A 24,469-nucleotide genomic window follows, 5' to 3' on the forward strand; every position below is an offset into this window, starting at 1 on the left:
GGAATTCACTCGACCAGCGCGACCGACGCGATCCGGTGCAACGTGAAGTGCCGGACCGCGCCGGTCACCGGGTCGAGCGCGTCCAGTTGACCACCGGACACCTGCAACGGTTCCACCACGCGCTGAGTGGCGACGCCCTGCGCGTCGACATAGCCGATGTGCACCGGGCGGCGCACCTTCGCCGCGAGTTGCAGCAGCGCCATCGTCGCGGCGGTACTCGTCCGGCTGCCGTCGGCGCGGACCGCCTGCCCGGATCGGGTGCGCGCGGCCTTCTCCCCTGCTCGCAGTTCGGTCACCAACGCCCGCAACTGTTCCGTGCTGGGCGGATTGGGCCGCCACGACTGCCGGGCGTTCGGACGCACCGACAGTCGTGCCCCGCGCGGCCGCAGGTCGACGATCGTGCCGGAGGCATCCTCCCCGGCCGGGCTGAACCCGGCCGCGCGCAACTGTTCCAGGACGTCGCCGAGGGGCGCCTGGGAGATCGCCACCGTCGGGGCGACGGCGCGCAGAGCCAGCCGCTCGGCCACCGGCGCCGCCAGCACCTCGGCCAGCAGGCTGGGATCCTCGCTGCGCAGGAAGGACTGCGCCAGACCGGCCCGTAACCGGCCGTGCCGGCGAGCCACGTCGTCGATCAGATAGGTGAGCGCCTGCGGTACCGGGGTGCGGGAATGCGCCGCGAACAGCTGCTGTAGTTCGGCAGCCGTCAGCCCGGCGTCCAGCGCCCGGCGCACCGAATTCTCGCCGACCCGGTACACGGTCGCGGCGCCCGCCGATTCGACGTCCGCGACCAGCGCGATGCGCTGCTGGAGATCCGGGACCAGCGGGCCGGGCGCGATGACCGTCAGATCCGCCTGCACCAGAACATGATCGAGCGGCGCGGGCAGCGCCGTTTCCATCTCGGCCTCGGCGTCGCCCGGATTGCCGTGCAGCAGAGCGCGTCCCGCGGAGGTGAGCGCTCCACGGCCGGCCAGTCCGAGCGCCGCCGCCTCGGCCAGCGTGTGCTCCACGGTGTCGGTCCGGAAATGCCTGCGGCGCCGCGGTTGCCGCCACGCCAGCACCCGCGCGAGGTCGGTCGCCGTCACCGCCGATCCGGCCGGATACTCGCCGAGCAGGGACAGGACCGCGTGCCGGTCGCGGGCCGCGTGCACGGTCCGCAGTTCGGGCGACAAGGCGGCCAGCGGTTTGTCGTTGGCGTCGCGCAGGCCGATCATCCACGGGCAGCGATCCAGCTCCAGCCACGCCAGGGCGAGCACCACCCAGCGGCGGGCGGACGGTCCCTCCAGCCAGCCGTCGGTGGCGGCGGTCGGCGCCCAGAAATCGTCGACGGTCTCGACCTCCGGCGCCGGATCCGGAAGACCCTTGTCCAGCAGGTGGGCCGCGGCCAGCACCTCGGCGAGCAGACCGGCCCGGTTCTCGTCCATCCCGGCCTGTTTGGCGATCCGGCGCAACTCCCGCACGCCGAGGCCGCCGGCCCGTAGCACCGGGGCCGGGCCCTGACCCAGCACCTCCAGCAGGTCGCCGGCATGACGCAGCAGTTCGCCCACCTCGCCCGCGGCGGCCGCATTGGCCTCGGCGGCGGTGTGGTGGACGGGTTCCGGCCGCGGCGGGGTCAGGACGTGCGGGTCGGTGACCGGTTCGCGGCGCAGTACCTGGCCCACCGCGGGCGGCAGTTCGACGGTCTCGGCGTCGACCCAGTTCAGCAGGCGGGCGGCGAGCAGTCGCTGGATCGGGCGGTCCGGTGCGGTGCCCGGTGCGGCGTCGCGGGTACGGCCCCGGGGGCCGGTGGTGGCCAGTTTGTCCAGCAGGGCGCGTTCCGGCGGGGCCAGACCGGCCAGCGCGGCGGTGATCTCCGCCTCGCTCAGCGCGTCCGGGATCTCGGTGATGCTGCCCAGCGGCCAGGGCAGCGCCTCCTTGGTGGCGGCCACCGCGTACAGCTCGTCGGTGCCCCACACCAGGGCGCGCGCGGTCAGCCGCTCGATCGCGGTGTCGATGTCGGCGATCGGGGCTCGGTCACCGAGCAGATCGGTCAGCCGGCGGCGCGGCAACGCCTCGGCGGCCCGGTTGCGCGACCCGCCTTCGTGGATCGCGTTGTGCACCGCCAGGGTCTCGAGGACTGCGAAATCCAGGGTGTCGAGGTCGTCGGCGGCACGGAACACCGAGGCACGCTGTTCGGCGCGGGCCGCCAGCACGGCCATCGAGGCGGGGAGCGGTACCGCGAGGTCGGGACGCAACGTCAGCAGCGTCACGAGATCGTCATCGGAGCGGGCGGCCAGCCAATCGGCCAGGGCCACCCCGCCGGCCGCGCCGGTCGCGGCGGAGGCTTCGGTCGCAGTCATCGCCGTCCAGCGTACGGTGAGAGCCTCGCCCGTGTCTGTGCTCCGCGACCCCGCACGCGCGCGTTCGGCTATCGGCCGGCGAGCCGGGCCGTGAACCGGAACGTGTGCCGCCATGTCAGAATGACCACGTGGCGAAAGAATCGAAGAAGTCCTCCTATGTCGACAACGGCTGGCCGCGACTGGCCAACGGCGATCACGCGGTCACCGAGCTCTCGGCGACCCGCGCGGGTGGTCTGTCCCCGTACGGCGAGGACACCGAATTCCCGGTCCCGGCGGAGCAGATGCCCTACGTGCACCCGCACACGGTCGTCAACCGCTGATTCAGGCTCCTGGAGGCCCCCGCACCGATCGGTGCGGGGGCCTCTGCCGCGTCCGAAAACAGTCGGCCCGCCGTGTTCGGCCGACAGCCCGGCAGGCGCGTGGCCGCTGGGCCCCGGGCATTCGCGGTGCGAGCCGAGCCGTCGAGCCGCCACGGTCGCGCCACCGCACTGCCTCCACCACAGGATTTAGACCCGGCCGCGTAAGGTCCCTGGCCGGGGTCGCGGGCTACCGGCCGCTCGAGCCCGGCCGGGTCTGGCCTGTACGTGAGGCCGTCGCCTCGATGCCCGTGCAGTTACGGCCATCGGCTCACCAGGCAACGGAAGGAACCTGGTGAGCCGATGGGGACGATCAGGTGGGCTGTGTGGAAGTGCTCATACCGCCACGGATTCCCGGGCCTCGGACCGGTACGCGGCTTCATACCGGCTCAGCAACCGGGACAGGCCGACTGGCTCGGGACTCGGGCAGGGAGCACCTCGTGCCGGAAACCTCGATGAGTGAACGGTTTCCGAGTCGCATCGCCGCGGGTCGATGAACGACGCTGTCAGCGAGTCGGGCTCGGCTCCGCGACGGAATGTGATCTCGCACCGGCGGATTCACGCGAGGATTCCGTTCGGCACGATGCCGTGCCCGGTGAGTAACCGTTGTGCCCAGTCGATCAGCGATTACGTGACGTCTGACCGATATCGATCTTCGAGTCGCGGATGTGCGTGATCGACTGTGGGAGAAAGAACACCGGCCGCGATGACAGGGTCGACGGCCGGTCCGAAACCCGAGGGGATCAGTTGGGCAGCAGGCCCTTGTTCGCCTCGAAGAAGTTCACGACGGAGGGGTCGAGCTTGGTGCCACTGGCCTTGAACGCGTTGTAGGTGTTCATCGCGTCCTGCGGGACCTCGAAGCCCTGCGCCTGCGCGGCGGCGACGACGTTGTCGACGGCGTGGAAGATGTCCTGCGTGCCGTCGGGGAACTGCGCCTGCGGCGCGCCCGCCACCACATCGTCGGCGTCGGGGCTGCTCCAGTGGTTGCCGGGGCTCACGGGTGCGGTGCGCTCGCTCGGCGAGCTGTGCAGGCCGAGGTTCGAGGAGCAGGTGGGCCAAGCGCCCCAGCCCTGGCTGGCGAGAACCTTCTCGGCCACGGTGATCTGCTGTTCGCGCGAGGCCTGATTGGCCGCCGGCGCGTAATCGGTGCCGCCGTGCGAGGCCCAGGTGCCGGGGGAGAACTGCAGGCCTCCCTGGAAGCCGTTGCCGGTGTTGATGCCCCAGTTACCGCCGGATTCGCACTGCGCGAGACGGTCCCAGTCGGAGTCGGGGGCCGCGGAGGCGTGTCCGGCGAGGGCGACACCGGCCCCACCGACGATCGCGCTCGTCACAGCAACCTTGGCGACAGTGCGGCCGGTGTTGGTCGGCTTGCGATGGCGTCCACTCATATCGGGTCGTCTTCCTCTCGTACGCACCTGCGAGATGCACTCGGGTTCGGACTGAGAGGTCGTCCGTCCCCTGCGCGCCCGGAGGTGCGCCGCCCTCACCCCTGCTTCCGTCTGGGGTCCGTACCCGCGGGGTGAGGTTCGGTGCGGCGGGCCGGTGGTGCCGGGAATCCCGGCTGCGTTAAGAACGGTACGACGAACGCCGGAGAAAATCACCATTTGATAACCGGCGTGTGCGGGTGGCCGGATCCCGCGCGGTCAGCGCCCGAAAAGTGTTTCTGCGCAGGTGAATGCGGTGCGTTACCGCCGAGCATGGACTGTGACCGCCTCGTTATCGTCTCGTTATGTGACGAACATCACAGGACTGGTTCCGGGGTGAACTGGGCAAATGCGCGGGTGCGCGCATCAGCGCGCGCGGCGACCGGACCAGAGGGCGAACGCCAGGGCCAGCAACAGTCCCGAGGCGGTACCGGCCATGGCTGTGACGTACAACCACAGCGCGGGTTCGGCGTCGGACAGCACCGGAGTCAGCAGAATGGCGACGATGGCCAGCAGACCGATCGCGAAGAGCCCCAGGGCGACGTAGAGCAGAGGCGTGCCGGACCGGCGAGGCGCCGGCCGCGAGTGAGGATCGGGCATTACTGCACCGTAAAACTCATGTGCTCGCGCTCTCGGCACCGGGGTAGACTCAGAGCATTCGCGTCCTGCATACCTGTGGGGCGCGTTCTTTTCGAAAGCAGAAGGGCCCGGACGTATCCCGGCGCCCTCGGTTGTGTCCGGGTGGTCCGGGCATCGATGACGAACGGGTGATCGCAGTGCCGACCGGCAGGGTGAAGTGGTACGACGTCGAAAAGGGCTTCGGCTTCCTTTCCCAGGATGAGGGCGAGGACGTCTATGTTCGGTCGTCTGCGTTGCCCAAGGGTGTCGAAGGGTTGAAGCCCGGGCAACGAGTGGAATTCGGGATGGCCGCCGGCAAGCGCGGCCCGCAGGCGCTGAGCCTGAAGTTGCTCGATCCGCTGCCGTCGGTGCGGGAAGAGGCCCCGAGCCGTCCCCGCCGCAACGATGCCGCGCATCCCCGCAAGTCCCCCGACGACCTGCACGGGATGATCGAGGACATGATCACCCTGCTCGAGGCGACGGTGCAGCCGGATCTGCGCCGGGGCAAGTACCCGGACCGCAAGACCGCGCAGCGCATCGCCGAGGTCGTCCGCGGCGTCGCCCGCGAACTCGATCACTGAGCGGGCTCAGGCGGTCGCTATCGACCACACCTGGTACGGGGCGTACGACTCGGCCCCGTTCTCGTCCCGGACCGGCAGCACCAACTGGATCTCCACGCCCACCAGCCGGAGATCCTGCTGCGGACGGGAATTCACGGTGACGGCCATCGTCCCGGCCGGGTAGTCGCGGTAGGACGCCAGGTGCTGGACGGCCGTGCCGTCCGGCAGCGCGTACTCCTGCACCATCACCCACGGCGCGTCGGCGACCTGCCTGGGCAGCGACAGCTGCAACGGGTAGCCGGCGGGCGTCGCGAGCGGCGCGGTGATATTGCTCTGCCGGCACTTCAGCGCCAGCCGCGCACCCTCGTCCTGGACCGTGCAGAACCGGTACGGCGGCACGGTCACCGTCTTACCGTGCGCGTAGGCGGTGAGCTGCGGATCGGCCCGATGGGCGCGGTGCACCGCCGTGGCCACGATGCCCGCGACGGCGGCGACCACCACGATCAGCGCCACGGCGGCGAGCACGGCGAACTTGCGGGTGCTGGGCTTCACTGGTCATTCCTGTCGCTCGGGGACGGGCCGTCCGTCACAGCCCCGGCGCCTCGGTGCCGCCGGAGATGTCGGCACTGCCGCCGGGGATCTCCTGCTGCGCGTGCTGCGGCCGGTTGCCGCCCAAGCCGGGCAGCAGCGAGTGTCCACGGTAGCTCACTACGGTTTGTGCCAATCCCACCGCCAGTAGCGCTGTGACCACGGCGAAACCCTTCCAGTACTCCGTGGGGAGCAGCACCCCGCCGGCGCCGCCGATCACCCAGGACAACTGGAGTACGGTCTCCGACCGCCCGAATCCGGAGGCGATCGACTCCGGGGGCAGATCGTCCTGGATGGACGCGTCCAGCGACACCTTCGCCAGCGCGCTGGCCCCGGCGCCGATCAGCGCCGCGACGGCCGCGCCGAGCAGGTTGTCCAGGAAGGTCGCGAAGATCGCCGCCGCCGTACAGGCCGCGGTGCAGCTGACCACCAGCAGCGCGGGCCGGCCCAGGGTCAGCCGGGCGCCGGAGGCGTTGCCGATGAAGTTGCCGATCGCGGCCGCCGCGCCCACCGCGCCGAGCATCGCGGCCTGCTGCACGGGCCGGTGCTCGGTGGATTTCGCGACGAAGGCCACGTAGAAGGTCAGGAAGCCGGTGAGCACCCGGATCGAACTGTTGCCCCACAGCCCGGTCACCACCGACCGGCCCAGTGGCTGCCGGCGGCGGGCCGGTTGCACCGTGACATCGGGCTCGGCGGCGGGCCGCCCATCGTTCCCGGCGGCGGGCCGCCCATCGTTCCCGGCGGCGGGCCACCCATCGGACTCGGCGGCGTGACGCTCATCGGGCTCGCCGGTGGGCTGCTCATCGTTCCCGGCGGCGGGCCGCTCGTCGGACTTGGCGGCGTGACGCTCGTCGGATTTGGTGGCGGGCCGCTTATCGGATTTGGTGGCGGGCCGCTTATCGGATTTGGTGGCGGGCCGCCCATGAGGCTCGGTGGGCCGCTCGTCCCGTTCCGCGACCAGGTGCCCGTCCCGGCGGTGATATCCCAGCGTGGTCGGTACCTCGCCCTCGGTGACCTCCACCCAGGACGGGATGCGCAGGCTCAGGTACGCGCCACCCGCGGCGATCAGCGCCGCGAAGATCAGCGCCCCGGCCGATCCGGCGACGGTCGCGATGGCCCCGGCCACCGCGCCCGCACCCAGGGTGCCGCCGACCAGGCCGAACACCGTCAGCCGGGAGTTGGTGCGGACCAGATCGATTCCCGGTGGCAGCACCCGCGGCGTCACCGCGCTCTTCAGCACCGCGAACGATTTGCTGAGGATCATCGCGCCCAGTGCCAGCGGATACAGCGCCCAGCTGTTCACGTTGAAGATCAGCAACAGGATGAACGCGATCCGGACGGCGAACGAACCGGCCAGCGCCAGCCGGCGGCCGCGCTGCAACCGATCCAGCAGCGGGCCGATCAGCGGCGCGATCACCGCGAACGGCGCGATCGTGATCAGCAGATACAGCGCCACCTTGGATTTGGATTCGGCGGTCGCGCTGGCGAAGAACAGCGTGTTGGCCAGGGCCACCGCGATGGCGGCGTCGAGCGCGAAATTCGCCATCGTGGCGTAGACCAGGGCCGTGAGCCCGGATTCGCCGGCGCCGTCGGCCTTCGCGGCCCGCTGGAAGGTCTGGAAACCCTTCTCGGTGAGTTCCAGGCTGCGCATCGCGACCACGCGGGTGACGGTGAGCTTGCGCGGGACCCGCCGTCTGGGCTGTTCGGCGTGGTCCGCGGACGGGGATTCAGGTGGCGGCGAGGCAGCGAGCGGCAGTTCCGTGGCGGGCAGCGGTGTGGTCCGGGGTTGCCCGTTCACGGAACCCCCGGAACCTTTGCCACGCGACTTCCGCTCCGACGACGAGTTCGGCGGCGGGTACCGGTCGTAGCCGGGGTGCCGCTCGAGCATCGGATGCTCCTCGCCGCCCCACCGACCTGGATCGGTACCGGAGGGATCGCGGGAGACAGTCACGCTGTCGATTCTCTCGCACGTCCGGCGGGCGTGGAGTCCAGCCCGTGCGGCGATCCGCTCGTTCAGGCCGGTACGAAGCGAACCTCGAAGGTCAGGGGCCAGTTCTTCCCGGCGAGCAGAAATCGGTCGGTGCCGGGGATCTGGGCGATTCCGTTGAGCACGTCGGTGCCCGGCTTGTCCTTCGGCGCCAGCAGGCCCGAGGCGTCGATGTCGCCGAGGACGCGGCCGCTGTCCGGGTCGATGTGCAGGATGTGGTCGGTCGGCCAGGCGTTCGCGTACACGGTGCCGTCGGCGGCGCAGTTCAGCGAGTTGAGCCGGACGGTCGGGTGGCCGGTCAGTCGCACCGATCCGGTCTCGGCGAAGGTCGCCGGATCCCGGAAGGTCAGGGTGTCGCTGCCGTTGCTCATCACGACCCGGTCGCCGCGGGTGCACAGGCCCCACCCCTCGCCCTCGTAGCGGGCCCGGCCGCGTTCGGCGAGGGTGAGCGGGTCGCGGGCGAACGCCACCTGGTTCTTCCAGGTGATCTGCCAGACGGTGTCACCCACCCGGGTGACCCCCTCACCGAAGAACTCGGGCGGCAGCTCGACACGCCCGAGTTGCGCACCGGTCGTCGCGTCGTCGACGCGCAGGCTGGAACGGCCCTCCAGTCCGGTGCTCTCGTAGAGCAGACTCCCGTCGATCTCCAGTCCCTCGGTGAACGCCGCACGATCGTGCGGCCGGGTGGCCACGACCTGTACCCGCAGTTGAGGCGGGTTCGCGGCGTCGTCACCGGGGTCGCAGGCGGCCGTCGAAACGGGCAGTATCGCCAGCACGATCGAACCTGCCACGGCCCACGCACGATGTTTGCGTCCCATACGGCAAAATGTAGGGCGTGAGCGCTGTTCGTGTTTCGGAGTCCGGTGTGCGACCGATCCTGGCGGAGGCGGTCGGACTGGCCCGCCGTGCGCTCCTGGAGTTGCAGCCGACCGGGGTCGGCGAGCATCTGGGGGTGACCGGCGAGGACGAGTACGCCGCCACCCACCATTTCGCCGCCACCCTGCCCGGGTACGGCGGCTGGCAGTGGGCCGTGGTGGTCGCCGCCCCGCCGTCGGCCGACCATGCCACAGTCAGTGAGTCGGCACTGCTGCCCGGCCCGGAGGCCCTGGTGCCTCCCGACTTCCTGCCCTGGGATCAACGGGTCCGCCCCGGCGATCTGGCCCCCGGCGACCTGCTCGCCACCGGCCCCGACGACCCCCGCCTGGTCCCCGGCTACATGCTCACCGGTGACCCGGTCGTCGACGAGGCGATCGAGGAGATCGGCCTGGGCCGCCCGCGGGTGCTGAGCCGGGAGGGCCGCGAGGAGGCCGCCGGTCGGTGGTATTCCGAATACGGTCCCGATACCGACATGGCCCGCGCCGCACCGTCGACGTGCGGCCTCTGCGGTTTCTTCGTGCCCGTGGCCGGCGCCCTGCGCGCTGCCTTCGGCGTCTGCGCCAACGCGATGGGCGCCGACGGGCACGTCGTGCACACCGAGTACGGCTGCGGAGCCCACTCCGACACGGAACTCCCCACCGGCCAGGGCTCGCCGCTCTACGAGGCCTTCGACGACGCGGCCGTGGACATGGTCTCCGCCGCCGATCTCCGCCGTCCGGCCGAGACTCCGGCCCCGGATGCCGAAACCGTTTCCACGGATTCGAACGGGATCGATCCCGAGAGCGGTCCGGGCGCGGCCGCTTCGGCCACCGGCGTCTCCGATCCGGCCGGTGCGAGCGAGTCCGCCGCCGGCACCGAGGCCGTCGACACATCCGCTGTCGAAAACACCGGCACTGCGGCCTCGGCCGACGGTGCCGGTGCCGGCCCGGCGGGCTCCGATCCGACGTCGGTCGCCGGTGCGGGAGCGGCGTCCGATACGAATTCCGATGTGGTGAGTGCGGATTCGTTGAGCGATACCGCATCGGGCGCGGGTGCCCCCGATGTCCGGCCGGCGGCCGAGGCTGCTTCGGTGGGTGAGGTCGGGATCTCGGCGGATGCCGAGGCCGGATCGGAGACCGGGGACACCGGCATCACCGGTGCCTCGCCGGTGGCGGTCGGCACGGCTCCGGAGGCCGAGTCCGATGAGATCGGTGCGGGTGCGGAATCGGCTACGGCGCAGTCTGTTCCGGGTTCCGACGCGGGCGCCGAGGCTGATACGGTGTCCGACGCCGCGGACGATCACGATGCTGTCGCCGAGCCGGGCTCCGTGGGAGCGGAATCCGAGCGGAACGGTGAGCCGGAGCAGGCCGAGCAGTCGGATGCGGGGCGATACAACGATGCCTGGGCCGTGTCCGCGGTCCGGGTCCGGCCCGATGAATCCGGAGTGGCGGGGTCGAACTGAGCAACACGGTTGTGGATACGTCGGATCCGTTCGGGACGGCGGCGCTGCGAGCGGGAGTGCTGGCGGCATGGCGGGATTCACCGACCCGATTGCGGGAGGACGCGGCCACCGAGGCCGACCTCGTGCGCGCCGGGTACCGGGATCGGCTGCTGACCGAGCTGGCGCAGAACGCCGCCGACGCGGCGGTCAAGGCGGGTGTGCCGGGCCGGGTGTCGGTCCAGCTGCGCGACCGTGCGTTACACGTGATGAATACCGGTGTGCCGCTGGATGTCTCGGGGGTGCATGCGCTCACGGCGTTGCGCGCCTCGGCGAAGTCGGGGCGGGATTCGGTGGGCGAGTTCGGGGTCGGTTTCACGGCCGTGCTCAGCGCCGGTGACGAGGTCGAGTTCCGTTCCGCCACCGGGTCTTTGCGGTTCTCCCGGGCGCGGACCTGGGCGTCACTGCGGGACGCTGGGGTGCGGATCCCGGAGGGCGCTGCCGAAAGTCGCCGCGGCGAGGGTGATTTCGCGCCGCCGGCGCTGCGGCTGGTCTGGCCGGAGGCATCGCCGCCGGCCGATGGATTCGACAGCGAGGTGGTCGTCCACCTGCGCGCGGACGTCGACGCGGACGCGCTGCTGGCGGCGATGCGGGCCGAGGCGATCGACCTGCTGCTGGAACTGCCCGCGCTGCGATCGATCCGGGTCGGCGACGACGAATTCCACAGTATCGTCACCGATCTCGGTGGCGGGCTGGAGGAGTTGCGAATCCGGCTCGGGCCGCTACCGGCGGTCGCGGAGCAGCCGATACGCGTGCTCGGTGGCGAGGGTCCGATATCGGGCGATGCGGACGCCGGGCCGGGGGATGCGCCGGAAGCCGGGGCGGCGGAGCCGGATCCGTTCGACGCGCTGCTCGCGGGTCTGGACGCGGACACCGGGACGATCGGTGTGGCCGACCCGTTCGGCGCGCTCGACGAGGCGTCCGAGGAGTCCGGGGAACGGGTGTGGTGGCAGTTCCGGACCGCCCGTGCCCGCTGGCTGTTGCCGGTGCGGAACGGCCGGCCGGTGCAGGCGCGGCCGGATGTGCTGCGCGCGCCGACCCGTTCGGACGAGGAACTGTCGCTGCCCGCGCTGCTGATCGCCGACATCGCGATGCAGCCGGACCGGCGGCGACTGCTGCCCGGCGGCCGGATCGCTGAATTGGCTTCCGGATACGCGGATTTCGCGCGAGCCCTGCCGCCGCGGGAGCGGTTGCTGCTGGTGCCCGCCCCCGGTTTCGCGCGCAGCGAGGTGGACGGCCTGCTGCGCGAGGCCGTCGTCACCGAACTGCGCGAGGGCACGTGGCTGCCGGTGCTGACCGTCGACGAATCCGCCGTCGAGGACGGTGGTGCGCCGGTGGTCGTCGAGGGCACCGCGATACCGACCCGATCCAGCGTATTCACCGGCGCCGACGCCGAATTGGCCCATCTGCTCGCGGATCTGCTGGGGCCGCTGGTGATTCCGGAGCTGTCCGGTCGCGCGGTCGCGGACCGGCTCGCGGTGCTGGACGTGCACCGGATCGGCCTGGCGCGGATCGCGGAGCTGTCGGCAGGGCTGGATCGTCCACTGACCTGGTGGTATTCGCTGTACGACGCATTGCAGTCGTTCGTCGGCGATCCGCTGGCGGTGGAGGAACTGGGTGCGCTCGCGGTGCCGCTGGCCGACGGCCGTCAGGTCACCGGGCCGCGCACGGTGGTGGTGGACGACCAGTTGCGGGTGCCGATCCCGGTGCACTGGGCCCGGCTGGTGCATCCGGAGGCCGACCACGATCTGCTGATCCGGCTCGGCGCTCGCCGGGCCACTGTCGAGGAGCTGCTCAGCGACCCCGCGTTGCGCGCGGAGCTCGAGCAACAGCCCGACGATCCGGACACTGTCGACGCGGTGCTGCAACTGGCCGAGCTGCTGCCGGAGGACGTCCCGCTGCCGGAATGGCTGGGCATGCTCGAATTGCCGGACGACACCGGCGAACTGCTGCCCGCCGAGGATCTGCTGCTGCCCGGCGCCCCGCTCGCGGAGCTGCTGGCCGACGATTCTCCTTTCGGCACAGTCGATTCCGAGCTGGTGGAGCAGTACGGCGAGGTGGCCCTGCGCGCGGTCGGCGTGGGCTGGGGCTTCTCCGTTGTCACCGAGACCGATCCGACCGGACCCGATCACGATCTGGACGAGGAGGATCTCTGGTGGGACAGCCTGCCGGAGGATCCGCCGGTGCTCGCGGCGGTACGCGATCTGGAGCTGATCGATGCGGACGCGTGGCCGGACGCGTTGCGGCTGTTGCTGTCCGAGCCGGACACCCGCGGGCTGCTGGCCGACCGGGACGGCTACACCGTGTGGTGGTTGCGCCGCTACGCCCGCATCGACGGGGTGCCCCTGGGCATCCACCGTGCCCCGGCCGACACCGCGTACGCCGGTCTGCTGCCGGAGCTGACCGGTTTCGGTGAGACCGATCTGCTCGCCCTGCGCGGCGTACTCGCCGATCCCGACACCATCACCCAGTATTCGGCCGCCGTACTGCTGGAAGCACTCGCCGATCCGGCGAGAACCCCGTCGCCGGAAGTGATCTCGCGGGTGCACGCGCGCCTGGCGGAAGCGGTCCCGCGCCTGTTCCTGGAGGCGCTGACCCTCCCGGACCGGGTGCGCGCACTGTCCGGTGCCGTCCTGGAACCCGGGCAGGCGCTGGTCCTGGACCAGCTCTGGTATGCAGCGGCCGTACCGCCGGACCGGCTGGTGGTCGGCGATCTGGCGACCGCCCCCGCACTGGCCACCCTCCTGGATCTGCCCTTGGTCTCGCAGGCCGTCACCGCCGAGGTACTCAGCACCGGACGCCCCACCACCTGGGCGGACGAACCTCTGGGCGTCCTGCTGCGCCTGCAAGCAGTCGGCCCCGCTCCGGCAGGCGATCTGGTCGTGCACGAGTGCCTGCGAGTGCGGTTGTCCGGCGCTTACGAGGCCGAGCTGAACGTCCCCTGGTGGCGAATCGGCACCACCACACATGTCCAAGCCCCACCCGCGATCCCCGGATAGCGAAGGTACTCCAAGCCGCGTGTCGGGAGGTACACGGAGGCCCACCGCCACCCGCCACTGATCCGCACACCACCCCACAGGACTCGACGCTGTCCCGAAAAGCTCGCTGTCCGGCCCATTCTCGGACCGGACCCAGACTGCTGAAACTCGCCCAGCCTCCGATCAGAAATTCCCGGTCCGACCGCGCTCCCAGTGTGAGGCGCCTACCGGGTTGTTCGCGGCCCGTCTCGATCCTTGAACCGACGAGCCGCCCTAACCCGTTCCCCTGAGTCCGGTCACCGATACGCAGGGGTAGCCCTCCTGTTCGCGGCCCGGCCCGATCCTGGACTGACGGAGGCGGGGGAGCGAAGCGGAGGAGCCGGAGGAGGGAAGGATCGGGCCCGCAGGGCCGCGAACCCGCCGAAGCGAAGCGAAGGCCAAAAACACAGCTCAAGCGTACGAGGTGATCATCTCCGCGAGCAGATCCAGTTGGGTGCGGACCGCCGCGCTGTCGTTGTCGACCAGCCAGCGCAACACGATGCCGTCGATGACCGACAGCGTGAACCGGCTGAGGGTCTGGACGGGCACCCGCCAGTCGGTGCCGGTGGCGTCGCGGGCGTGTTCCAGCACGTCCGCCACGGTGGAATCGTTGAAGGTGTATTGCTCACGGGCGATGGCGAGTTTCGCGGGGGTCTGTTCGCCCTCGCGCAACGCGTAGGTCGTGGTCTCGTAGGTCAGCAGCTGTCGTTCGGGAGTGGCCTCGATATTGAGCCACAACAGTTCCAGACTGGCCCGGACCAGGTTCTGGAGGGAATCCTTGCCGCTGCGGACGTCCTGCCAGACCGCGTCGTTGGTCTCGACGGAATCGCGCAATTCCATCGCTAGCGCTTTGACCAGTTCGGTCATGAGCGCATCCTTGTTTTCGAAACAGTAATGCACCACTCCGAGCGAAACACCGGCTGCCTGAGCCACATCGCGCGTGGTTACTCCGGCCACCCCCTTTTTCTCCGCGAGGCCGATCGCGGCCTCGATAAGGTGGGCTCGTCGTTCTTCGACGCTCAATCGGGAGGACACCCCGTGCAGTAAAGCGGGAAGGACGCGTTCAGTCAATTCGTCTACCGCGAAACGGCTCTGGGGGCGGTCAGCGCTGTGACCTGGTGAAATCCGACTCGTTGGATTTTCGCTCGATGCACGGCCCGGCGTGCAGCCTTTCGTTCAGAGCCCTTTCTGCGCGCCCTTGTCGCCGCGCCGGGCGGACCGGCGTTGCCACAGAAAGATGCCGTAGGCGAGCAGCCCGACGACCAGTCCCATGAGACAGACCGGCCGCGCCGGCGCCCAGCGGTCGACCACCCACACCACCACCGTGGCGATCAGCCACAATCCCGCGCCGACGGCCACCACCGGGCGTGGATCGGTGAGCCGGGCCGGTATCTCGGGGGTCTTCTGCGTCACGAGTCCACGATAGCCGTGGGAACAAGAGGTCAGTCCGCGGCGTGTCACGTATCGTTTGCCTCTGTGACAACGCCTTCCGACATCCGTGCGCTCGCCGCAGAGCTTTCTCTGGCGGTCGTGCGCTTGACGCGCCACTTGCGGGGCCGTCGTGCGGATGCCCAGATTTCGCTCACCCAGCTGTCGGCACTGGCCACGCTCAACCGTGACGGCGCCATGACACCGGGTGCGCTCGCGGCCCGGGAGCGCGTGCAGCCGCCGTCGATGACCCGGGTCATCGCGTCACTCGCGGAATTGCAACTGGTGCAGCGCGACCCGCATCCGACCGACGGCCGTCAGATCATCGTCTCGCTCTCCGAGGCCGGTCGCGCGCTGATCCAGGACGAGAACAACGCCCGCGAGGTCTGGCTCACCGAGCAGTTGTCCGGGCTCACCCCGGAACAACGAGAGGTGGTACACGAGGCGGTGGCCATCATGAAAAAGTTCGTTGCCGAGGATAAATAAAATCAGCGGGGGAAAGCGCCATCGCTGGAAACGATTTCGTGGCCCAGCGGCAACATCGAAACAGGAATCAATTTCAGATTCGCCCAGCCGAACGGAATTCCGATGATCGATACGAACAACGGGATGCTGGTGAGCAGATGTCCGAGCGCCAGCCACCATCCGGCAACGACGAACCAGATGATGTTCCCGACGAGCGAGGCCGCGCCCGCGCCGGGCTTTCGTACCGCCTCGCGGCCGAACGGCCACAGCACGTAGGCGCCGATCCGGAACGCCGCGATCCCGAACGGAATCGGGACGATCAGCACGCAGCACACCACCCCGGCGACGAAATACCCCAGCGCCATCCAGAATCCGCAGAACACCAGCCAGATCACGTTGAGCACCAGTCGAATCGGCGACATGCCCCCAGGGTAGGCCGATCGGCTGAAAGCAGGCTGTGAACCGTCGCCGGTCAGAAGAACCAGCCCAGGACGGCGTCGCGCTCGCTGCCGAACGCGAAATCCAGCGCGTTCAGCAGTGCCGGGTCGCCGATCCGCAGCCGGTTCGCCGCCGCGAAGCCACGGGCCGGATGAGCTCCCAGGTACATGCCGCCGAGGACGTCGATGTCGAGTTCGGCATCGGCGGTCCGGTCGGTCGGGGCGCACTCGGCCACGCCGTCGCGCACGCGCAGCGCGAACGTGCCACCGGCCTCCCGGAACGGATCCCGCACGGCCAGAACGACATCCAGATCACCGCGATAGCCGCGGGCGGTGAGCGCGGCGGGCACGTCCATCACCCGCAGCCACAGCGAATCCCGGCGGCCGACCGTCCGCACCTGCCTAGGGTCGGCCAGCAGGTACGGCAGCGGATCGCCCGGCTCGACCACCGCCTCCACCCGATCGAACAGCTCCAGCGCGAGCAGCGCACGCCACAGCCCAGCGTTCGCGTCGGCCGTCACCGCGCGCATCTCCACCACCTCGACCGCCGATTCGGTGGGCCGCCGGTGATACCGGTACAGCGCGTAGCCGTCCGGATGCACGAATGCGTACAGTTCGGTCCCGCCGCCGCGGCGACGGCCGGGCTCGTCGAACCGCCGGGCCCACGCGATCTCCGGTCGCTGCTGGGCGCCCGGCGTCCGGCGTTGCCACCGCTGATAGATCTCCGGAATCAGCTGTCGTGCAACCGCCATCGGTACCAGTTCCACGCCGCCGGGATTCGGCGCGGTGGGCAAGAAGCCGGCTCCGGCGCGCTCCACCACGATGTCGTGCTCGATGATCGCGGGCGCGTACCCGAACCTGCCGTAGATGCCGCCCTGACTGGCGGTGAACATGGTGATCGGCAGTCCGGCGGCCTCGGTGCGCCGATGCTGTTCGGTGTAGAGCGCCCGCAGGATGCCGCGCCGCCGATGTGTCGGTGCCACAGCGACATTCGCGATCGTCTCGACCGTCACAGTGCGCTCGCCCGGCACGGTCACGGTCTGGGGTCGCGCCGCGGAATAACCGACCACCCGATCCCCGTCCACCGCCACCAGCGCCTGCGTCAGCGGGAAGATCCCGAACTCGTGCGGATCCGCGGGTTCGGCGCTGACCCCGAACCCCGCATTGGTGATCAGCAGAACCGCGTCCGAGTCCGCCGCGGTCGCCCGGCGGACCCGTATGCCGTGCTCGTTCGGCGTCGAAGTCATGGTTGCACCTTCGCACGCGCCCGAACCGGGCCGCACACCATTTTCCGGCGAGTCCGCCACCGAGTCCCGTCCGAGATCCCGGACCGCCAGAGTCGGAAAACTCTGTCCAGCAACAATTTCGGCGACCACGATGACCGCGGACCCGCGCGGTTGCGTTGCGGCGGAACTGTCTCGACCGCTGCCGCGATCGGCTGGGTATCCGGATCATGCGACCGTGCTGCGCCCGATCCGATCCTGCTGGGCCGACTTCGGCTGTGGTCCCGTTGTTCGGACAACGCGAATTCGGCCCTCGCGCGGTCGAGTTCGCGGCATGCTCACCGCGGCGGGCGACCGGCCCGGATTACGATGTCGTGTCGTCCCGGCGCGTACCGGTGCCGTCCTCGAGGTCGGGGCCGTCACCTGCATCGTTCGGCGTATCTCCGGCTGCGTCGTCGTCCCGCTCCAGCGCGCTCTCCGCTGCCGAGTCCCGCTGTCCGCGCCGCGACGACCCGGCCCGCCCCGGTGGCAGTTTCCAGCGGGACCGCCGCACATCGCGTTCGATGCGCGGGTCCTCGGCCACCTCGTAACGGGTGACGTATTCACTGAGGAACGCCTGCACGGTCGCGGTCGCCGGGATCGCCAGCAGCGCACCCACCGCGCCGAGCAGCGCGGCGCCGGCCAGCACCGCCAGCAGCGCCACCGCGGCGTTCACGTCGACCGTGCGCGCGGTGATCCGCGGTTGCAGCAGGTAGTCCTGGAACCACTGGTACAGCACCACGAACCCGAGCACCCAGAGCGCGTCGATCGGATGGATCGTCAGCGCCACCAGCACCGGCAGGATGCCCGCGAGGTAGGTGCCGATGGTCGGCACGAAGGAGGCGACGACGCCGAACCACACGCCGAGGGCCAGCGCGTTCGGCAGCCCGAGGATCGCCAGGAAGATCCAGTGCGCCACCGCCGAGATCACCGCGAGCAGCGCCCGCGAGTACAGATAGCCGCCGGTCTTCCCGATGGCCAGATCCCAGGCGTGCAGGACGGTCGCCTGCCGGTCCGGCGGCAGCAGCGAGCAGATCGACCGGCGCAGCTTCGGCCCGTCGGCGGTGAGATACACGCTGAACAGCGCGATGGTCAGGAACTGCACCAGCCCGCCGAGAATCGTGCTGGACAGCCCCCACACGTTGTTGGCCGCTCGCTCCGCGTACCCGGACAGGATGTTCGAATCGTGCAGCAGCCGGTCCCGGAGCTGGTCGATCGTGAAGTGCTGGTGGAAATGGTGATTCACGAAGTCCACCAACTCGTTCAGCAGCCGCGGCATCTCCTCGAGCAGATTGCTCACCGTCTGCACCAGCAGCGTCACCAGCGCCGCGAGAAACCCGGCGACACAGGCGAACAGCGTGACGAACACCGCGCCGGTGGCCCAGCCGCGGCCGATTCCCTTGGCCGCCAGGATATCCACGGCCGGCTCCATCGCCAGCGAGACGAAGAAGGACACCAGCATCATGGTGGCCAGGCCGAACAGCTTGTGCCCCGCCCAGTCGAGCAGTTGATAGCCGGCCAGCAGCGCGAAGGCGAGCAACATGGCCCGCGGCAGCCAACGTGGCATCCGCTGGTCGGCCCGCCCGGTGGATTCGGCCGAGCCGTTCGGTTCCGCGGATTCGGACGTGTGCTCGGCCACCCGACCAGTCTCGCCGATTCCCGCGCACAGCACCGGGACGAAACGCCGCTACCAGCCGAGAAGCCGGTCACACCCGCGAACGACCGAGGCCCGCCCCCGGGAACGGGTGCGGGCCTCGCGGTGAATCGGGTTCAGCGACCGGTGATCTCGTGGTAGTCGCGCTCGCCGTAGCCGGTGTAGATCTGGCGCGGGCGGCCGATCTTCAGCGGCTCGGACTGCAGTTCGCGCCAGTGCGCGATCCAGCCGGGCAGCCGGCCCATCGCGAACAGCACGGTGAACATGCGGGTCGGGAAGCCCATGGCCCGGTAGATGACGCCGGTGTAGAAGTCGACGTTCGGGTACAGGCGGCGCTCGATGAAGTAGTCGTCGGACAGCGCGGCCTCCTCCAGCTCCTTGGCGATGTCGAGCAGCTGGTCGCCGCCGAGCTTGCCGAGGATCTGGTCGGCGGTCTTCTTGACGATGGTCGCGCGCGGGTCGTAATTACGGTAGACGCGGTGCCCGAAGCCCATCAGCTTCACGCCGTCTTCCTTGTTCTTGACCTTGCGGACGAATTCCTTCACATCGCCGCCCGCGGCCTTGATCCCGTCGAGCATCTCCAGCACCGCCTGGTTGGCGCCGCCGTGCAGCGGGCCCCACAGCGCGTTGATGCCGCCGGAGACGGAGGTGAAGAGGTTGGCGTCCGAGGAGCCGACCAGGCGCACGGTCGAGGTGGAGCAGTTCTGCTCGTGGTCGGCGTGCAGGATCAGCAGCATGTCCAGCGCGGCGGCCACATCCGGGTCGACCTCGTAGGGCTCGGCCGGGAAGCCGAAGGTCATCCGGAGGAAGTTCTCCACCAGCGACAGCGAGTTGTCGGGGTAGAGGAAGGGCTGGCCGACCGACTTCTTGTACGAGTAGGCCGCGATGGTCGGCAGCTTGGCGAGCAGCCGGATGGTGGACAGCTCCACCTGCTCCGGGTCGCGGGGATCGAGCGAGTCCTGGTAGTACGCCGAGAGCGCGTTCACCGCCGAGGACAGCACCGGCATGGGGTGCGCGTTGCGGGGGAAGCCGTCGAAGAAGCGCTTCAGGTCCTCGTGCAGGAGGGTGTGGCGGCGGATCCGATCGGTGAAGTCGTCCAGCTGGGCCTGGGTGGGCAGCTCACCGTAGATCAGCAGGTAGCTGACCTCGATGAAGTTGCTGCGACCGGCCAGTTGCTCGATCGGGTATCCGCGGTAGCGCAGGATGCCGGCCTCGCCGTCGATGTAGGTGATCGCCGACTTGGTCGGAGCGGTGTTCATGAACCCGGGGTCGTACGTCACGTATCCGGTACTGGCCAGCAGCTTGCCCAGATCGATACCGTCGTTGCCCTCGGTGGCCTTGGCGACCGTCATGGGGTATTCGCCGCCAGGGTAGGACAGTACCGGCTTGGCGTCGTCGTCGACGTTGATGATGTTCTCAGCGGGCACGGAAGGATCCCTCTCAGGCTAGAACGGCGAGCACCGGACGCGATCGGCAACCGATGCTTGGCCTCCACGCTAACCCGTGTCTGTTACGGGCGATCAGCGAGGGTGGGCGTTAACTACTTCGCAGTACGTTTCACAACTCAGCGAATTTCGACTGGTCGGCCGGGGTGCCGGCGGACATCGGTGGCGGCTTTACGACACGGTGACCTCGGCCGTCGGCCGCCCTACCCGGAACCTTACGAAGGCGGGGAACACCAGGGCCGCCAGCGCCACGCCGAGAACGACCAGCAACCCACCGCCGGCCGCCGCGGTAGCTGTACCCAGTGCCGCCGCGGCGAAACCATGGGCAACGTCACCGATACGCGGGCCGCCCGCGACCACGACGATGAACACGCCCTGCAACCGCCCGCGCATCTCGTCGGTGGCCACCTGTTGCAGCATCGAGTTGCGCAGTGCCGCGGAGAACATGTCGACCGCGCCGCCGAAGGCGAGGCAGGCCAGCGCCACCCACAGCCCGATCCGGGTGGTGAGCCCGTGCGCGGTGCCGCCGACGGCCAGCCCGAAGCCGACCATCGCCGCACCCCACAGCACGATGCACACGACCACCGCGAGCCCCTGCCGCCGCACATGCCCCAGCCAGCCGGAGAACACGCCCCCGGCGACCGCGCCGACCGACATCGCCGCGAACAACAGGCCCAGCGCCACGCCGCCCGCCGCCGGATCGCCGAAGGTGTGGTGCGCGATCTCCGGGAACAGGGCCCGCGGCATCCCGAAGATCATGGCGATGATGTCGACGGCGAACGAGGCCAGCAGGATCCGCTGGCCGGCCAGATAGCTGAAGCCCTCGGCCACGGCCTTCAGCCCGGCCCGGCGGGCCGCGCCCGTCGGGGGCACCGCGGGCAGTCGCCACACCGCCCACAGCGTGGCCAGCACCGCGATCGCGTCGAGCAGATACAGCATCGGCAACCCGGTCAGCGGAATCAGCGCACCGGCCAGCACCGGACCGGCGATCGCGCCGAACTGCACCACGGTCATGTTCAGCGAGGTCGCCGCCGGCAGCAGTTCGCTGTCCAGCAGGCGGGGCAGCAGCGCGCTGCGGGTGGGCTGGTTGACCGCGAAGAACGCCTGCTGGATCGCGAACAGCCCCAGCACGACCCAGACGTTCGCCACCCCGGCGGCCGCCTGCACCCAGAACAACAGCGAGGTGATCCCCGTGCCCGCGGTGGTGATCAGCAGCAGCCGCCGCCGGTCCATCACGTCGGCGAGCGCGCCGCCCCAGAGCCCGAACACGATCAGCGGCACCAGCCCGAACAGACCGGCCAGGCCGACGTAGCCCGAATTGCGGGTGATCTCGTAGATCTGCTGCGGCACCGCGACCACGGTCAACTGCGCGCCGATGGTGGTGACGACGCCCGCCGTCCACAACCGGCGGAACGAGTCGGTGCGCAGCGGGGTGAGATCGGCGAGCAGTTTCACCGGGCGAAGATTAGCGTCACGAACTGTGTCATGAACGTGAATTTTCCGTGATTCATCCCATGACTACAACCCTTGCGCGGGTCCCGGATCAGGGTTGCAGTCGCTCGACGGCCAGGGTCTCGCCCCGCTCGTCCAGGCGCACCCGGATCCGGTTGTGCAGCCGGCTGCGGCGGCCCTGCCAGAACTCGACCACGTCCGGCCGCAGCCGGTAGCCACCCCACCGCGGCGGCACCGGAATGTCCTCGACGTCCGCGAATCGGGTCGTGACGTCGGCGAGCAGCCCGTCCAGCTCGGCCCGGGATCCGACCGGCCGGGACTGCTGCGAGGCCCACGCGCCGAGCCGGGAATTGCGCGGCCGGGAACGCCAGTACGCGAGCGTGATGTCGTCCGGAACGGGATGCACCGAACCGCGCAGATGGATCTGATGGGCCAGCGCCGGCCAGACGAAGGTGGCCGAGGCGTGCGGCACGGCCGCCAGCTGCCGGCCCTTCGCCGAATCGTAATGGGTGTAGAAAATCACACCGGCGGGCGAGAGGTCCTTGCACAGTACGGTCCGGGAGAACGGCCGCGGACCCTCGTCACTCGATTCGACCGTCGCCAGCACCATCGCGTTCGGTTCGGCGATTCCCGAGGTCACGGCGTCTTCCAGCCATCGGCGCACCAGCGGTTCCCAGCCGTCGGCGAGCCAGGATTCGGTCAGATCAGGTTCGCCGCCGTACTCCGCGCGCATCGCGGCGATATCCAATTCCCGCATGAACCCAGACGTTACTCCCCAGTAACGGGCGAGCTATGGTTTGTCCGAGCGGCGTGCGACCCCCCTCTCGGTCCCCGTGGTCGCGCTCGTCGTCACGCTGCGGCCGCCTCATAGACGTCGCGGCCCGAACGCAAGGAGAGTCGGTTCTATGACTGCCAGCGCTGCGGCTCCTCGCCACTCGGAAATCCCCGCCGGCTTCGTCGCCGGGCTGGAAGGTGTGGTGGCCTTCACCACCGATATCGCCGAACCGGACAAGGACGGCGGGGCGCTGCGCTATCGCGGCGTCGACATCGAGGATCTGGTCGCCAACCGGGTGACCTTCGGCGACGTGTGGTCCTTGCTGGTCGACGGTGAATTCGGCCGCGGCCTGCCGCCGGCCGAGCCGTTCCCGCTGCCCGTGCACACCGGCGACGTCCGGGTCGACGTGCAGGCCGGACTCGCCATGCTGGCCCCGATCTGGGGCTATCAGCCGCTGCTGGACATCGACGACGACGCGGCCCGGGAGAATCTGGCCCGCGCCTCGGTGATGGCACTGTCCTATGTCGCGCAGTCCGCGCGCGGTATCTATCAGCCTGCGGTCTCGCAACGGCAGATCGACGAATGCGTCACGATCACCGAACGATTCATGACCCGCTGGAAGGGCGAGCCCGATCCGCGCCACACGGAGGCGATCGACGCCTACTGGGTGTCCGCGGCCGAGCACGGCATGAACGCCTCCACCTTCACCGCCCGCGTCATCGCCTCCACCGGCGCCGACGTGGCGGCCTGCCTGTCCGGCGCGATCGGCGCCATGTCCGGCCCGCTGCACGGGGGCGCCCCGGCCCGGGTGCTGCCGATGATCGAGCAGGTCGAGCGCTCCGGCGATGCCCGGGCGCTGGTCAAGGGCATTCTCGATCGCAAGGAGAAGCTGATGGGCTTCGGCCACCGGGTGTATCGGGCCGAGGACCCGCGCGCCCGGGTGCTGCGCGACACGGCCCGGCGGCTGGCCGCGCCCCGCTACGAGGTGGCCGCGGCCCTGGAGCAGGCCGCGCTGGCCGAACTGCGGGAGCGCCGGCCCGATCGGGCCATCGAGACCAACGTCGAGTTCTGGGCCGCGGTGATCCTCGACTTCGCCGAGGTGCCGGCGCACATGATGCCGGCCATGTTCACCTGCGGCCGCACCGCCGGATGGTGCGCGCACATCCTGGAGCAGAAGCGGCTGGGCAAGCTGGTCCGGCCCGCCGCCATCTACACCGGTCCGGCCCCCCGCAAGCCCGACACCGTCACCGGCTGGGACACCGTCGTCGGTCACTGAGCGGCAACTGCCGCGGCGCCCGGGCGATTCGGGCGAAAGCGGTTTCCGTGACGTAACATCCGTCGCGTGTCGGTTCCGGAGTTGTCACGGCGGCGGTTGCTGGTGTCCTCGGCGGTGGCTGCCGCCGGATTCGTAGCGGCCGCGTGCGGTCATCCACAGAACAATTCGCCGGTCGCGAATTCGGCTGCGCCGCAACCGGCTTCGGCCGTACCGACCAGCGACGCGGTCGCCGCCCGGGTGCCGGTGGCGCGCCCCGGCGTCTCGCCGCAGGCGGTGGCCGCGCGGTACACGGGCCGGCGGCCCACCCGATGGGGGATGGATCTGGACGGCATCACCACCACGATCCCGGTGACGGGCAAGCAGATGGCGCTCACCTTCGACGCCTGCGGCGGACCCGGCAACAACGAGATCAACGACGACCTGATCGATTTCCTGATCGCCCACGAGATTCCGGCGACGCTGTTCCTGAACAAGCGCTGGATCGACGCCGATCCCGGCCGGGCGTCGCGACTGGCCGCCGACCCGCTGTTCGAACTCGCGAACCACGGCACCCGGCACTGCCCGCTGTCGGTCAACGGCCATGCCGCCTACGACATCGACGGGACCATGTCGCCGCAGCAGGCGGTCGACGAGGTGTGGGGCAACCACGAGCGGCTCACCCAGCTGACCGGGCAGCCGCCGCGATTCTTCCGCGCGGGCACCGCCCATTACGACGAGGTGGCCGTCGCGATCGTGCACGACCTCGGCGAGACGCCGGTGGGGTTCAGCGTCAACGCCGACGCCGGCGCCACCTACACCGCGGCGCAGGTGCGCAAGGCGATGTCCGAGGTGACGCCGGGCGCCATCTCCATCGGCCACATGCACCGGCCACAGTCCGGCACCGCGCCGGGCATGTCCGCGGCACTGCCCGCCCTCCGCGCGGCCGGCTACGAGTTCGTCAAACTGCCCTGAGCCGCCACCGGGTGACACCGACCCGAAATCCGCTCGAGCCGTGCGGTTCACCCGGAGTTTCCATTGCTGGGAACGAGCCCGCGCC

Annotated in this window: 21 protein-coding genes; 7 read left to right on the forward strand and 14 right to left on the reverse strand. The window is 70.0% G+C overall.

Annotated elements, in window-relative coordinates:
- Nucleotides 1–5 precede the first annotated feature (5 nt).
- Nucleotides 6–2,336: a helicase-associated domain-containing protein gene (locus NRB56_RS01400; protein ID WP_153338641.1), complete on the reverse strand. Its 2,331-nt coding sequence runs from the start codon at nucleotides 2,334–2,336 to the stop codon at nucleotides 6–8.
- A gap of 128 nt (nucleotides 2,337–2,464) precedes the next feature.
- Here NRB56_RS01400 and NRB56_RS01405 point away from each other — a divergent pair, with 128 nt between their 5' ends.
- Entirely contained in the window at nucleotides 2,465–2,656 is a 192-nt protein-coding gene (locus NRB56_RS01405) for a hypothetical protein (RefSeq protein WP_153338642.1), read from the forward strand.
- Nucleotides 2,657–3,435: 779 nt separating this feature from the next.
- On the opposite strand, the gene NRB56_RS01410 is transcribed toward NRB56_RS01405, so the two are convergent.
- Complete coding sequence (locus NRB56_RS01410) at nucleotides 3,436–4,080, reverse strand: transglycosylase family protein (RefSeq protein ID WP_153338643.1); 645 nt, start codon at nucleotides 4,078–4,080, stop codon at nucleotides 3,436–3,438.
- Between the two features lie 402 nt (nucleotides 4,081–4,482).
- Entirely contained in the window at nucleotides 4,483–4,716 is a 234-nt protein-coding gene (locus NRB56_RS01415) for a hypothetical protein (RefSeq protein ID WP_153338644.1), read from the reverse strand.
- 176 nt (nucleotides 4,717–4,892) lie between these two features.
- On the opposite strand from NRB56_RS01415, the gene NRB56_RS01420 reads away from it, so the two are divergent.
- On the forward strand, nucleotides 4,893–5,315 hold the full coding sequence (locus tag NRB56_RS01420; protein WP_319942493.1) for a cold-shock protein: 423 nt from the start codon (nucleotides 4,893–4,895) through the stop codon (nucleotides 5,313–5,315).
- A 6-nt stretch (nucleotides 5,316–5,321) separates the two neighbouring features.
- Here NRB56_RS01420 and NRB56_RS01425 read toward each other — a convergent pair whose 3' ends face one another.
- From NRB56_RS01425 to NRB56_RS01435, 3 genes are all read right to left on the reverse strand, one after another.
- Nucleotides 5,322–5,846: a DUF2771 domain-containing protein gene (locus tag NRB56_RS01425; RefSeq protein ID WP_319942407.1), complete on the reverse strand. Its 525-nt coding sequence runs from the start codon at nucleotides 5,844–5,846 to the stop codon at nucleotides 5,322–5,324.
- A gap of 34 nt (nucleotides 5,847–5,880) precedes the next feature.
- Entirely contained in the window at nucleotides 5,881–7,833 is a 1,953-nt protein-coding gene (locus NRB56_RS01430) for an MFS transporter (RefSeq protein ID WP_406603421.1), read from the reverse strand.
- Between the two features lie 62 nt (nucleotides 7,834–7,895).
- Entirely contained in the window at nucleotides 7,896–8,687 is a 792-nt protein-coding gene (locus NRB56_RS01435; RefSeq protein WP_153338646.1) for a glutaminyl-peptide cyclotransferase, read from the reverse strand.
- A gap of 17 nt (nucleotides 8,688–8,704) precedes the next feature.
- Between NRB56_RS01435 and NRB56_RS39980 the strand changes: the two genes are divergently transcribed.
- Both NRB56_RS39980 and NRB56_RS01445 read left to right on the forward strand, forming a co-directional pair.
- On the forward strand, nucleotides 8,705–10,186 hold the full coding sequence (locus NRB56_RS39980; RefSeq protein WP_319942408.1) for a DUF3027 domain-containing protein: 1,482 nt from the start codon (nucleotides 8,705–8,707) through the stop codon (nucleotides 10,184–10,186).
- Between the two features lie 11 nt (nucleotides 10,187–10,197).
- Nucleotides 10,198–13,221 (forward strand): sacsin N-terminal ATP-binding-like domain-containing protein, encoded by a 3,024-nt coding sequence (locus NRB56_RS01445; RefSeq protein ID WP_319942409.1) that lies wholly within the window; start codon nucleotides 10,198–10,200, stop codon nucleotides 13,219–13,221.
- A gap of 429 nt (nucleotides 13,222–13,650) precedes the next feature.
- On the opposite strand, the gene NRB56_RS01450 is transcribed toward NRB56_RS01445, so the two are convergent.
- On the reverse strand, nucleotides 13,651–14,274 hold the full coding sequence (locus NRB56_RS01450; protein ID WP_319942410.1) for a TetR/AcrR family transcriptional regulator: 624 nt from the start codon (nucleotides 14,272–14,274) through the stop codon (nucleotides 13,651–13,653).
- A 141-nt stretch (nucleotides 14,275–14,415) separates the two neighbouring features.
- Entirely contained in the window at nucleotides 14,416–14,652 is a 237-nt protein-coding gene (locus tag NRB56_RS01455) for a DUF2530 domain-containing protein (RefSeq protein ID WP_319942411.1), read from the reverse strand.
- Between the two features lie 63 nt (nucleotides 14,653–14,715).
- Here NRB56_RS01455 and NRB56_RS01460 point away from each other — a divergent pair, with 63 nt between their 5' ends.
- Nucleotides 14,716–15,153: a MarR family winged helix-turn-helix transcriptional regulator gene (locus NRB56_RS01460; protein ID WP_319942412.1), complete on the forward strand. Its 438-nt coding sequence runs from the start codon at nucleotides 14,716–14,718 to the stop codon at nucleotides 15,151–15,153.
- A 2-nt stretch (nucleotides 15,154–15,155) separates the two neighbouring features.
- On the opposite strand, the gene NRB56_RS01465 is transcribed toward NRB56_RS01460, so the two are convergent.
- The 6 genes from NRB56_RS01465 to pdxH form a co-directional block, all read right to left on the reverse strand.
- A complete protein-coding gene (locus NRB56_RS01465; RefSeq protein ID WP_153338648.1) occupies nucleotides 15,156–15,554 on the reverse strand; it encodes a YccF domain-containing protein in 399 nt (132 codons plus the stop codon).
- Nucleotides 15,555–15,604: 50 nt separating this feature from the next.
- Nucleotides 15,605–16,816, reverse strand: coding sequence for a GNAT family N-acetyltransferase (locus tag NRB56_RS01470; protein WP_153338649.1), 1,212 nt, complete (start codon nucleotides 16,814–16,816; stop codon nucleotides 15,605–15,607).
- 340 nt (nucleotides 16,817–17,156) lie between these two features.
- A complete protein-coding gene (locus NRB56_RS01475) occupies nucleotides 17,157–18,470 on the reverse strand; it encodes an AI-2E family transporter (protein WP_319942413.1) in 1,314 nt (437 codons plus the stop codon).
- A gap of 131 nt (nucleotides 18,471–18,601) precedes the next feature.
- A complete protein-coding gene (locus NRB56_RS01480) occupies nucleotides 18,602–19,912 on the reverse strand; it encodes a citrate synthase (protein ID WP_319942414.1) in 1,311 nt (436 codons plus the stop codon).
- A gap of 189 nt (nucleotides 19,913–20,101) precedes the next feature.
- A complete protein-coding gene (locus tag NRB56_RS01485) occupies nucleotides 20,102–21,385 on the reverse strand; it encodes an MFS transporter (protein WP_319942415.1) in 1,284 nt (427 codons plus the stop codon).
- Nucleotides 21,386–21,473: 88 nt separating this feature from the next.
- Entirely contained in the window at nucleotides 21,474–22,139 is a 666-nt protein-coding gene (gene pdxH / locus NRB56_RS01490; RefSeq protein WP_153338650.1) for a pyridoxamine 5'-phosphate oxidase, read from the reverse strand.
- Nucleotides 22,140–22,287: 148 nt separating this feature from the next.
- Here pdxH and NRB56_RS01495 point away from each other — a divergent pair, with 148 nt between their 5' ends.
- Both NRB56_RS01495 and NRB56_RS01500 read left to right on the forward strand, forming a co-directional pair.
- Nucleotides 22,288–23,433 (forward strand): citrate synthase 2, encoded by a 1,146-nt coding sequence (locus tag NRB56_RS01495; protein ID WP_153338651.1) that lies wholly within the window; start codon nucleotides 22,288–22,290, stop codon nucleotides 23,431–23,433.
- 66 nt (nucleotides 23,434–23,499) lie between these two features.
- Nucleotides 23,500–24,384: a polysaccharide deacetylase family protein gene (locus NRB56_RS01500; protein WP_319942416.1), complete on the forward strand. Its 885-nt coding sequence runs from the start codon at nucleotides 23,500–23,502 to the stop codon at nucleotides 24,382–24,384.
- Nucleotides 24,385–24,469: the final 85 nt, after the last annotated feature.

This window comes from Nocardia aurantia (genome assembly GCF_009604425.1).
In the GTDB taxonomy this organism is placed as follows: Bacteria; Actinomycetota; Actinomycetes; order Mycobacteriales; family Mycobacteriaceae; genus Nocardia; species Nocardia aurantia.

What these genes read in the sequence shown, in the direction of transcription:
- NRB56_RS01400 (WP_153338641.1), bottom strand. Translation starts at nt 2,336, where the DNA reads ATGACTGCGACCGAAGCCTCCGCCGCGACCGGCGCGGCCGGCGGGGTG.
- NRB56_RS01410 (WP_153338643.1), bottom strand. Translation starts at nt 4,080, where the DNA reads ATGAGTGGACGCCATCGCAAGCCGACCAACACCGGCCGCACTGTCGCC.
- NRB56_RS01415 (WP_153338644.1), bottom strand. Translation starts at nt 4,716, where the DNA reads ATGCCCGATCCTCACTCGCGGCCGGCGCCTCGCCGGTCCGGCACGCCT.
- NRB56_RS01435 (WP_153338646.1), bottom strand. Translation starts at nt 8,687, where the DNA reads ATGGGACGCAAACATCGTGCGTGGGCCGTGGCAGGTTCGATCGTGCTG.
- NRB56_RS01465 (WP_153338648.1), bottom strand. Translation starts at nt 15,554, where the DNA reads ATGTCGCCGATTCGACTGGTGCTCAACGTGATCTGGCTGGTGTTCTGC.
- NRB56_RS01470 (WP_153338649.1), bottom strand. Translation starts at nt 16,816, where the DNA reads ATGACTTCGACGCCGAACGAGCACGGCATACGGGTCCGCCGGGCGACC.
- pdxH (WP_153338650.1), bottom strand. Translation starts at nt 22,139, where the DNA reads ATGCGGGAATTGGATATCGCCGCGATGCGCGCGGAGTACGGCGGCGAA.
- NRB56_RS01495 (WP_153338651.1), top strand. Translation starts at nt 22,288, where the DNA reads ATGACTGCCAGCGCTGCGGCTCCTCGCCACTCGGAAATCCCCGCCGGC.